This window comes from Candidatus Atribacteria bacterium, from assembly GCA_011056645.1.
Taxonomy (GTDB): Bacteria; Atribacterota; Phoenicimicrobiia; order Phoenicimicrobiales; family Phoenicimicrobiaceae; genus Sediminicultor; species Sediminicultor quartus.
Genome location: DSEL01000208.1, coordinates 1 through 9,037 on the forward strand (window position 1 = coordinate 1; position 9,037 = coordinate 9,037).

Sequence of the window (9,037 nt, forward strand, 5' to 3'; positions counted from 1 at the left end):
ATAGAGGGATAATATGCTAAACAATTTAGTTAATGTAGGTTTTGGGAATTTTGTAAATTCCACTAGAATTATAGCTATTTTAAATCCGGATTCCGCTCCTATGAAAAGATTAAAAGATGAAGCAAGAACAGAGAAAAAAATAGTTGATGCTACATGCGGAAGAAGAACCAGAGCAATCATCATTACCGATAGTAATCATGTAATATTATCTTCCATTCAACCGGAAACCATTGCCCACAGATTTACCGAATACGAAGAACAAAACCCCAAGTTAAGAGAAAATATTACCAAATAGGAAACTATAATCATGATTGATAATAGCAAACGTTTATCATCTTTTATCTCTGAAGAAAATACACCGTCAAGAAAAGGCTTGCTTTTTGTGATCTCCGGTCCATCAGGGGTAGGTAAAGGTACCTTAAGAGAAAAGGTGTTTAATATTTTTCCTGATTTAAAATATTCGGTGTCGGTGAATACTCGGCCTCCTCGAAAGGAGGAAATAGAAGGCAAGGATTATTATTTTGTCACCGTGGATGAATTCAAAAAAAGAATAGAGGAAAATATTTTTGTAGAATGGGCTATTGTTCACGGAGATTTCAAAGGAACACCGATAAAATTTTTAATAGAAGAACTACATAAAGGGAGAGATGTCCTGCTGGAATTGGATGTTCAGGGTGCCATGCAGGTCAAAGAGAAATTTCCCGATGGAATTTTTATTTTTATAGCACCTCCAACCTGGAAGGATTTGGAGGATAGATTACGTAAAAGAAATACAGAGGGCGAAAAAGCACTGGAAAAAAGATTAAAAGATGCCCGCATTGAAATAGAATATGAAAAATACTATAATTATTTGGTAGTGAATGACAACATTAAAAGCGCTCTAAAAAAATTAGAATCTATAGTCATTGCCGAAAGGTGTAAAATAGTAAATTATAAAAAATGATTTCTTGTTTTAAAGTCATAAAATAGTATATTTTTACAAGAGGAAGGGTAAGAAATAAACATGATAAATAATAAATACCTATTAACTATGATGGTAGCGAACAGGGCAAAAGAGTTGACCAAGGGAGCTAAAATTTTAATTAAACCCAAGTGTAAACATCCTATAAGCATCGCTCTTGAGGAAATAAAAAAAGGAAAAGTATTTCTTAAAGAAAAGGAAGAGCCTTTAAAAGCTGAGCAGATCTTTAATGAAACTGAAGAATCTCTAAAACCCGAAGATATATCTGATGAAGTTCAAGATCCTGAAGAATCAGAAGGATCGCTTGATGACCTGCAAGAACCCGAGGAAATCGAGGAGATTTTCGAGAAGGATGAAGAAATCGAAAAACCTGAAGACTTATTTGATTAAGAGTTAACTATAAGAGGTAAAAAAGTGTTAAAAGGAAAGAAAATACTTCTTGGGGTTACCGGAAGTATAGCGGCTTATAAAGCAGCTGAGATCGTGAGTTTACTAAAGAAAAAAGGGGCAGATATTTTTGTAATAATGACTGCTTCTTCCCTTAAATTTATCCAACCTTTAACCTTTATCACTCTTTCCGGAAATCCGGTAATTGGCAACCTGTTTTCTACCAATGATAAGACTGCCATAAAACATATCTCTCTTGCTGCATGGGCTGATCTAATATTGATTGCCCCTGCTACGGCGAATGTGGTGGGTAAAATTGCTAATGGAATTGCTGATGATATGTTAACTACCACCGTAATGGCTTTCAAAGCTAAAGTGATCTTTGCCCCCGCCATGAATACAAATATGTTCGCCAATCCTCTATATCAACAGAATGTAGAGAAATTAAATACCCTGGGGTACGAGTTTATCGATTCAGAGTACGGTAGATTAGCCTGCGGTGCAATAGGGGAAGGCAGATTGGCTAATATCGAAGAGATAGTAGATAGGGTTGAAAATGCGCTAACCTTAAAAAATGATTACCAGGGTAAGACCGTATTGATTACAGCTTCCTGTACCAGGGAAGCAATAGATAAAGTAAGATTTATTTCTAACTATTCTTCCGGTAAAATGGGATTTGCTTTGGCTAGGATTGCCCATGCCAGGGGGGCAAGGGTTATTCTGGTAACCGGACCAACTTCTTTATCCGCTCCCAAAGGGATCACCACAATTTCAATTGAATCTGCGGAAGAGATGAGAAAAGAAGTTTTTAAATATTATTCGCAGGCGGATATAATTATTTCCGCTGCAGCAGTAGTGGATTTCCGACCCAGGGAAATGTTTGACGGAAAGCTCAAAAAAGAAAAAAGTGAAAAACTGATTATTGAACTGGAAAGAACTCCGGATATCCTCTATGAGTTGGGAAAGAAAAAAGGAGATAAAATTCTAGTCGGATTCGCTGCGGAAACAGAAAATATGGAAACCAATGCCCTTAAAAAATTAAAGGAGAAGAGATTGGATCTGATTGTTGCCAATAATATATCGTTAAGGAATGGCAGCAGCGGTTTTGGTTCGGATAAAAATAGTGCCAAGGTGATAAATAGTAAAGGAATAACTCGAGAAATAGCTCTTATACCTAAAATTGAGATGGCAGAAAAAATATTGGACGAAATTTTGAAAATAAAGTGAATAATGAAATTAACGAATTTATTAAAATGCATAGTGAAAAGAAATATGCTGAAATAGTCACCCTGGAATATAATTTTGATAAAATATTTCACTATAGTATTCCTCATGATTTAAAAGATGATATATCCCTGGGATCAAGAGTGATAGTCTCTTTCCGGGGTAAAACGGTTATAGGGTGCGTCGTAGGATTCTTAACTAAAACGGATGTAAAAAATATAAAAGATATCGTGCAAATAATCGATAAAAAGCCCCTTCTTACTCCCGGGATAATCAGATTAACCAGATGGATGTCTAATTATTACCTCTGCTCTTGGGAAAGGATCTTAAATTATACCCTTCCCAAAACCCGCAAAGCCTGGCTTAAAAAATTCGATATTGCCGATATCTTACCTCAGATACCCGCTCAAGTACCCGAAAATGGAAAAGCCTTAAATCATGAAATGATATTTTCTGTAGAAGAAATAAAAGAAAAACCCATTTTGAAAGTTATAGAAAACATTATAAATGATAAACAGTTTAAAACAGTACTTATCCGGGGAAACGATTTTAATAGCAGAATGAAATTCTATCGAAGCTGTATTCGAAAAACTCTTAAAGAGGGAAGGCAAGTTATCATATTAGCTCCTAACGAATCTCATCTTTCGGAATTAGCAGATCTATTAGAAAATGAATATAAGGGCAATATGGCAGTCTTTGACGAGAAGATAAACCAGAAAGCTAAATATCAGAAATGGATTAAAATAAGAAATTCCGAGGTTAATGTAGTCCTGGGAATGAGATCGTCTATATTTGTACCTTTCGATAGATTAGGATTGATTATTATGGAGCGAGAACATAGCAGTTTATACAAAGAAGAAAGAGCTCCTCACTATAATACCAGAGAAGTAGCCTTGAAACGAGCCGAGTTAGAGAATGTTCCTTTCTTCTTGAGCAGTGAAACACCCTCGATGGAATCTTATTGGCATGTGCAGAAAAAGCATTTTTTGGAGGTGGAGTTCAGTACCGGGGAGGAAAGAGAGAAGCTTCTCAAAAAAACTATAATAGATATGACCCGGGAAAAGTCAAAAAAAAAGATAATAAGCTATGAACTTCAGCAATCCATTTCCCGAAGTATAAAACAGCAAAGACAAGTCGTGCTTTTTTTAAACAAAAGGGGATTCTCGAGTTTTATGATTTGCAACCAGTGCGGTCATATAGTAAAATGTTCCGATTGCAACACTTCTCTTTCTTATCATTTGGATATGCAGAAAAGTGCTCAACTCATTTGCCATAACTGTGGGAAAAGGGCTAAAGTAATGAATCTTTGTGACAAATGTGGTAGTAGCGAGATTCAGCCTTTGGGAATGGGAACCCAAAAATTGGAAAATGAGATAAAGAAAATGTTCACCAGAGCTGAAATAAGGCGTTTGGATCGGGATTCATCAATTGAAGATGAAGATTATCGGAAAATTCTGGAAGAATTTAATCAGGGAAAAACCGATATATTAATAGGTACTCAAATGGTATTAAAGGGAGTGGAATTTGATAATGTAGATTTAATTGGAATTATTTCAGCTGATACCCTATTGAATTTGCCGGATTATCGTTCGGGAGAAAAGACTTTTCAGCTGCTAAACGAGGTTATATCCTCATTTAGAGATATCAATTATCCTAAAGAAGTAATTATTCAAACCTTTAATCCTGAAGATCATTGTATAGTAGCCTTAAGAGAGCAAGATGATAATTATTTTTATCAAAAAGAGATCGGGTTACGAAAGGAGTTAGAATATCCTCCCTTCACCCATATTATTAAGATCGTCATCTTGGGAGAAATGAAGGAAGTAGTTCAAGAGCGAGCGGAATATTTGATCAATTATCTGCAATCTCTTCTTCAAAACAAAGAGACGGTGAAATTTAAATTGCTGGGCGCTGTCAATATGGTAATATGGAAATCGAGGAACAACTTTAAGGTACAACTTTTAATAAAAGTGAAGGATTTGGAAAAATTTAATCAGGCATTTAAGAAAAAATATGATAAAATGTTATCGAGGCATTTTAACCAAAAAAATCGGTTGACTATTGATGTTGATCCGGCAAAGATGGTGTAAATATAAAATAATTAATAAATAGGAAATATATTGCACAATAAGTTAAGGATAAACCTCTCATTGAATGGCTATAATTTTTCTTCAATTAGTGTAATTACGGTAAAAGTAGGGGGGAGAAAGAAATGGCAATATTAAAAATTAAAGAATACGGTGAAGCAGTTTTAAGGGGAAAAGCGCTTCCGGTTCAGGAAATTGTTCCGGAAATATTGAGTTTGATAAAAGATATGGCAGAAACTATGTACACTGATTCCGGAGTGGGTCTGGCTGCCCCACAAGTGGGGGTAGCAAAAAGAATAATTGTTATTGACGGAGAAGAAGAGGGATTGATTGCCTTGATCAATCCTATATTGATTAAAAGCGAAGGAGAACTTCTGGAAGAAGAGGGATGCTTAAGTATTCCTGGAATCTACAGTCAGGTTAAACGTTCAGCAAAAGTAACAGTTAAGGCACTGGACGAAAATGGAGATCCGACTGAGATAACCAAAGAGGGTTTGATTGCCCGTGCACTTCAACATGAAATTGATCATCTGGATGGGATTTTATTTATTGATAGAATAGGAAAGACAGAAAGACAGGTATTGTTAAATAAATTAAAAAAAAGAAAATAAGAGTGATATGATGCTTAAAATTATTTTTATGGGATCTGCGGATTTCGGAGGGATGGTTTTAGAGAATTTGATTGACCTCCGAGAAAATAAAATAATGGTCATTACCCAACCGGACCGTCCCCAAGGGCGTGGTAAAAAAATATTACCTACCCCAATAAAAAAAATAGCTTTTAATAAAGGAGTAGAAGTTTTTCAACCGGAGAATATCAATGATGAGAAATCTGTCGTAAGAATAAAGGTATTTAATCCTGATATTATGCTGGTAGTTGCTTATGGACAAATTCTTTCCAGTCAGATCCTGAGCATTCCCAAAATAGGCTGTATAAATATACACGCTTCTCTCTTACCCAAATATCGGGGTGCTGCACCGATTAATCGAGCTATTATTAATGGTGAAAAGGAGACCGGTATAACTTTTATGTTTATGAAGGAAAAAGTAGATGCCGGTGAAATCATTTTTCAGGAGAAGGTTGAAATTTTACCGGATGAAACTTACAGTGAACTATACTATCGATTATCTGTTCTAAGTGTCGGGACCCTCCCGAAACTTTTAGAAAAAATAAAAAACGGGAAGATAGAAAGAATTCCCCAAGATAATAATCTGGCAACTTTTGCCCCAAAGATGAGTAAAGAGGAGGGGAAAATAGACTGGAGTTGTAAAGGAAAAAAGGTTTATAATTTAATTAGGGGAACCATCTCCTTTCCCGGTGCTTGTACTTATTTCCGCGGCAAGAAACTGAAAATTACCGCCGCAAGATTTTTAGATGATTATAAAGGCAATGTACCGATAGATTATTCCCAACCAGGGAAAGTAATTAAAGCTGAAAAAGACGGTATTTTCATCTCTACCGGAGGCGAGGGAATAATAAAAATATTAAAGCTGATTCCCGCCGGTTCAAAAGAATTAACCGCAAACCAGTTTATTAACGGTTATAAAATCAAGGGCGGAGAAATATTGGGTTAGGAGGTTTTTATGTTTTTTTTCGACAGTACCATGATTTTTTTAATACCGGCTATCCTTTTAACCGTCTATGCACAGTATAGGGTGAAAACGACCTATGCAAAATACTCGAAAATATTGGCCAAAAACGGTTTAAACGGGAAAGAGATAGCCGAAGAACTGATATCAAGAAACTCTTTAAACCATATTAAAATAGTTCCGATTGAAGGCCGTCTTTCTGATCACTATGACCCCAGGCAGAAAAAATTAGCCCTTTCTAGGGAAATATACTATGGTAGATCATTGGCTGCCCAGGGAATTGTAGCTCATGAAATCGGTCATGCTCTTCAGGATGCTAAAAAGTATTTCCCCCTTTCTCTTCGTAGCAATCTGGTACCGGTCACCAATATCGGTTCTAATATGGCAGTACCTCTGTTTTTAATCGGTTTTATCTTTAGCTTTCCTGCCCTGATGGATATCGGAATTATCGCTTTTTCCCTGGCAGTCCTGTTTCAGCTAATTACTTTACCGGTTGAATTTAATGCCAGTAAAAGAGCAGTAAATCTGCTGGTGGGGGCAAATATTGTTACAGATGTAGAAGAAACCAATATTATTAAAAAAGTTTTAAACGCAGCCGCTCTAACTTATGTGGCTGCTGCCTCGGTAGCAGTCTTTCAGCTGTTAAGACTTATCCTACTGCGGAATAGAAGATAGAAAAGATAGAAGGGAAATAAAATAAACCGGGTCTATGAAAGAAATAGTAGTTGATCTAATAAGAGAAACCATACTGACTATTTTGGTAAAAATTGATTCCAAGCAGGGTTACATTAACATTCTATTAAATCATGCATTGGATAAAAAGAAAATATCTTCCAGAGATGCTGCCTTTATTACCGAGATAACCTACGGTGTGGTGAGAAACCGAAATAGAATTGACTGGGTTCTGGCACAATTTTCTACCAAACCTCTATCGGAAACAGCAGTATTAATTCGAAATATATTAAGAATGGGTGTTTATCAACTACTATTTTTAAATAAAGTTCCGGACTATGCACTGTGCAATGAATCAGTGCAATTGGCTAAAAAGTACGGGAATCCCGGGGTAGCCAAATTTGTAAATGGGATTTTAAGAAATATTATTAGAAACAGAGAAAATATTCACTGGCCGGATCAGAAAAAGGAACCCGCCCTTTATATATCTACCATTTATTCATATCCTTTGCAGATAGTTCATCGTTGGTTAAAGAGATTTGGATTTAGCAATACGATCAAAATATGCGAAGAAAATAACAAGATACCAGCTTTAGTCGTCAGAACCAATACACTTAAACTGTCCCGATCTGATTTAAGAGGAATTTTAGAAAAAGAGAATATTTCAGTAAGAGAGGGAATATTTACCAAAGAAGCATTGCAGGTCAAAGGGCTTGCTAATATCAGTAAATTTCCTGCTTACCGGGAGGGATTATTTCAAATTCAGGATGAGTCATCAATGTTGGTTGCTCATCTGCTCAACCCTTATCCCGGTGATTTTGTTATCGATGTTTGCAGTGCTCCGGGTGGGAAGACTACCCATCTCGCCCAGTTGATGACTGACAAAGGTACTATTCTGGCTATGGACAGTAACAAGTCCAGATTAATAAATGTAAAAAATAACTCACGGAGATTGGGAATCAATATAGTAAAAACCCGGCAGAATAATGGTACTTTATTGGCTGAAAAATACCTAAAGGTAGCAGATAAAGTTTTAATAGATGTCCCTTGTACCGGTCTGGGGGTGATCAGGAGAAAACCTGATTTGAGATGGCAAACTTATGATACAAAGAGATTTGAACGGCTGACCGAATTGCAAGGAAAAATATTGGATGTTGCATGCAATTACCTTAAAATTGGTGGAAAATTAGTGTATTCTACCTGCAGCACTGAACCGGAAGAGAACGAGGAAGCAGTAATTAGATTTTTGGAGAAACATCCTAATTTTGAATTAGAAGATCTCAGTGAATTTATCAAGGAGCGAAAATTACCGGTCTATGAATCAACCACACACCGCCATTATCAATTTATTCAGATATTTCCAGGACTTTCGGGTTCAGATTTGGATCTTGATGGATTCTTTATGGCAAAAATGATAAGAAAAGGATAGGAATATAAATGGATTGGATAGGGAAAATCTTTCGTTTTATCTTAAGATCGGTTTTTGCTATTGCTTTCATTATTTTTATAGTAATGGCCGGTGCAGTCTGTGCTTTTCTGGTATTTCAAAATGTATTTTACGTATCCGATACAGTGGTTCCTTCGATCATCGGTAATGAATTAAATGTTGCTCAGGAAAAATTGTACAATGCCGGATTAAAGATTTATGTCTCTGGTGAGGAATTTAACGAAAGATTCTTGCAAAATAAAATTATTAGTCAGGATCCAATCAGCGGATCGAAAGTAAAAAAGAACAGAGAAGTGTATGTAATAGTAAGTAAAGGCGGAAAGATAATTGCTTTAGACATTCCCGACCTCAAAAATAAAGAGCTGGACGAAGCTGTTGCGCTTATCGAAGAAAATGGCTTGATTTTAGGCAGAATCACCTATACCTATCATTTTACCGTTCCCAAGGACGTAGTCATAGCCCAAACCCCTGAACCGGGAAAGATAAATTTGGATAGAAAAGAAATCAATCTACTGGTGAGCAAAGGGCCTTATTAGTCAATATAGCGTATAGCGGGGAGTGGGAATCGGAGTAATCTTGCAGGAGCATAATGAATTGTGCCCTCCTTATGTTTATTATCTTTTGATTATCCTGGGCACGATGAATCGGATAATCTAGCTAACTAAATTA

The 9,037-nt window shown here is 36.2% G+C and carries 10 protein-coding genes; all 10 read left to right on the forward strand.

Annotated elements, in window-relative coordinates; all coding sequences use genetic code 11:
* Positions 1 to 13: 13 nt before the first annotated feature.
* Positions 14 to 295, forward strand: a complete 282-nt coding sequence (locus ENO17_09605; GenBank protein HER25287.1) for a DUF370 domain-containing protein — start codon at positions 14 to 16, stop codon at positions 293 to 295.
* 12 nt (positions 296 to 307) lie between these two features.
* Positions 308 to 943: a guanylate kinase gene (locus ENO17_09610; GenBank protein ID HER25288.1), complete on the forward strand. Its 636-nt coding sequence runs from the start codon at positions 308 to 310 to the stop codon at positions 941 to 943.
* A 60-nt stretch (positions 944 to 1,003) separates the two neighbouring features.
* Positions 1,004 to 1,351, forward strand: coding sequence for a DNA-directed RNA polymerase subunit omega (gene rpoZ / locus ENO17_09615; protein HER25289.1), 348 nt, complete (start codon positions 1,004 to 1,006; stop codon positions 1,349 to 1,351).
* Positions 1,352 to 1,375: 24 nt separating this feature from the next.
* Positions 1,376 to 2,575: a bifunctional phosphopantothenoylcysteine decarboxylase/phosphopantothenate--cysteine ligase CoaBC gene (gene coaBC / locus ENO17_09620; GenBank protein ID HER25290.1), complete on the forward strand. Its 1,200-nt coding sequence runs from the start codon at positions 1,376 to 1,378 to the stop codon at positions 2,573 to 2,575.
* A gap of 26 nt (positions 2,576 to 2,601) precedes the next feature.
* Positions 2,602 to 4,662: a primosomal protein N' gene (gene priA / locus ENO17_09625; GenBank protein ID HER25291.1), complete on the forward strand. Its 2,061-nt coding sequence runs from the start codon at positions 2,602 to 2,604 to the stop codon at positions 4,660 to 4,662.
* Positions 4,663 to 4,784: 122 nt separating this feature from the next.
* Positions 4,785 to 5,270, forward strand: coding sequence for a peptide deformylase (def, locus tag ENO17_09630; GenBank protein ID HER25292.1), 486 nt, complete (start codon positions 4,785 to 4,787; stop codon positions 5,268 to 5,270).
* A gap of 7 nt (positions 5,271 to 5,277) precedes the next feature.
* Complete coding sequence (locus ENO17_09635) at positions 5,278 to 6,234, forward strand: methionyl-tRNA formyltransferase (GenBank protein ID HER25293.1); 957 nt, start codon at positions 5,278 to 5,280, stop codon at positions 6,232 to 6,234.
* A gap of 9 nt (positions 6,235 to 6,243) precedes the next feature.
* Positions 6,244 to 6,924, forward strand: coding sequence for a zinc metallopeptidase (locus ENO17_09640; GenBank protein ID HER25294.1), 681 nt, complete (start codon positions 6,244 to 6,246; stop codon positions 6,922 to 6,924).
* A 34-nt stretch (positions 6,925 to 6,958) separates the two neighbouring features.
* Positions 6,959 to 8,350 (forward strand): 16S rRNA (cytosine(967)-C(5))-methyltransferase RsmB, encoded by a 1,392-nt coding sequence (gene rsmB / locus ENO17_09645; protein HER25295.1) that lies wholly within the window; start codon positions 6,959 to 6,961, stop codon positions 8,348 to 8,350.
* Between the two features lie 8 nt (positions 8,351 to 8,358).
* Positions 8,359 to 8,904, forward strand: coding sequence for a PASTA domain-containing protein (locus tag ENO17_09650; protein HER25296.1), 546 nt, complete (start codon positions 8,359 to 8,361; stop codon positions 8,902 to 8,904).
* The last annotated feature ends 133 nt before the right edge of the window (positions 8,905 to 9,037 follow it).

What these genes read in the sequence shown, in the direction of transcription:
- ENO17_09605 (HER25287.1), top strand. Translation starts at nt 14, where the DNA reads ATGCTAAACAATTTAGTTAATGTAGGTTTTGGGAATTTTGTAAATTCC.
- ENO17_09610 (HER25288.1), top strand. Translation starts at nt 308, where the DNA reads ATGATTGATAATAGCAAACGTTTATCATCTTTTATCTCTGAAGAAAAT.
- rpoZ (HER25289.1), top strand. Translation starts at nt 1,004, where the DNA reads ATGATAAATAATAAATACCTATTAACTATGATGGTAGCGAACAGGGCA.
- priA (HER25291.1), top strand. Translation starts at nt 2,602, where the DNA reads ATGCATAGTGAAAAGAAATATGCTGAAATAGTCACCCTGGAATATAAT.
- def (HER25292.1), top strand. Translation starts at nt 4,785, where the DNA reads ATGGCAATATTAAAAATTAAAGAATACGGTGAAGCAGTTTTAAGGGGA.
- ENO17_09635 (HER25293.1), top strand. Translation starts at nt 5,278, where the DNA reads ATGATGCTTAAAATTATTTTTATGGGATCTGCGGATTTCGGAGGGATG.
- ENO17_09640 (HER25294.1), top strand. Translation starts at nt 6,244, where the DNA reads ATGTTTTTTTTCGACAGTACCATGATTTTTTTAATACCGGCTATCCTT.
- rsmB (HER25295.1), top strand. Translation starts at nt 6,959, where the DNA reads ATGAAAGAAATAGTAGTTGATCTAATAAGAGAAACCATACTGACTATT.
- ENO17_09650 (HER25296.1), top strand. Translation starts at nt 8,359, where the DNA reads ATGGATTGGATAGGGAAAATCTTTCGTTTTATCTTAAGATCGGTTTTT.